Source organism: Streptomyces katrae, from assembly GCF_000966975.1.
In the GTDB taxonomy this organism is placed as follows: Bacteria; Actinomycetota; Actinomycetes; order Streptomycetales; family Streptomycetaceae; genus Streptomyces; species Streptomyces katrae.
Map to the genome: position 1 here is coordinate 1 of NZ_JZWV01001694.1, position 1,034 is coordinate 1,034.

The window sequence follows — 1,034 nt, forward strand, 5'->3', positions numbered from 1 at the left end:
GGCGAGGCGGTCCGGCGGCACGATCCCGGGCAGGAGGTAGGTCCAGAGGTCGACGACCCGGGCGTGCAGGTCCTCGCGGCCGGTGCGGACGTGCGAGGTGACCTGGATGCCGGTGAACGAGCCGACGAGGAAGGTCGAGAGGTCGCTCACGTCGACCGAGGGCAGTACGTCGCCGCGCTCCTGGGCCGGCGTCAGACAGCTGCGACAGGTCTCGATCCAGGCGTTGTACGGGGACGGGTCCGGGTCCGTGAAGGAGCCGAACTCGATGACCAGGCGGATGCCGGCGCGGATGCGGACGTTGGTGCGCAGCCCGAACGCCATCTGGTGGGTGAGGTCGATGACGGTCTGGAGGCCGGGGTCCTCGATGGTTTCGGGGACGCCTTCGGAGACCTGGAACTGCTCGTCCACCAGGGTGCGGGCGAGGGCCTGCTTGGACGGGAAGTGGAAGTAGAGGGCGCCCTTGGTGACCCCGGCGTGCTTGACCACGTCGCTGAGGCTGGTGCCGCCGAAGCCGGCGTGGTCGAAGGCGATGGCCGCGCCGTCGAGGATCGCCTGCCGGGTGATCTCGGCCCGTTCCTGCCTGACCCTCGCCACGTGTGCTCCTGATGTCGGTTTCGTCCGGTGGTGTTGAAGATCAATCTAGTGGGAGGGGGCAAAAGAAAACCAGTCGACCAGTACTTTTAAGGCGCTTAGTAGGTACTGGTTCGGGGTGGTTCGGGATGGTTCAGGGGGTGGCTTTTCGTCAGAAGAGTGTGGGGGTGGCGGTGTTAACGCCGTTAATGGGTGCTCCTTGTTTGTGTACCGTGGACGCGATTTTGGTGGCCGGCAGAGGGAGCGAGTGGTGGCGGACGGGCCGTGGGGTGCGGCGGTGCGGTTGTTGTGGGGGCCACCGGTGACGCCTGCGCGGGGGCCGCGGCGGGGGCTGACGCTGGAGCAGATCGCGGCGGCGGGAGTGGGGATCGCCGACGCGGAGGGGCTCGGCGGGGTGTCGATGCAGGCGGTGGCCGGGGAGCTGGGGGTCACCAAGATGGCCC

General features: G+C 68.2%; 1 protein-coding gene. It reads right to left on the reverse strand.

From position 1 onward, the window contains the following. The coding region (locus tag VR44_RS40150) for a ScbR family autoregulator-binding transcription factor (protein WP_045952639.1) at window positions 1-594 on the reverse strand (594 nt) is incomplete at its 3' end. Between the last annotated feature and the right edge of the window lie 440 nt (window positions 595-1,034).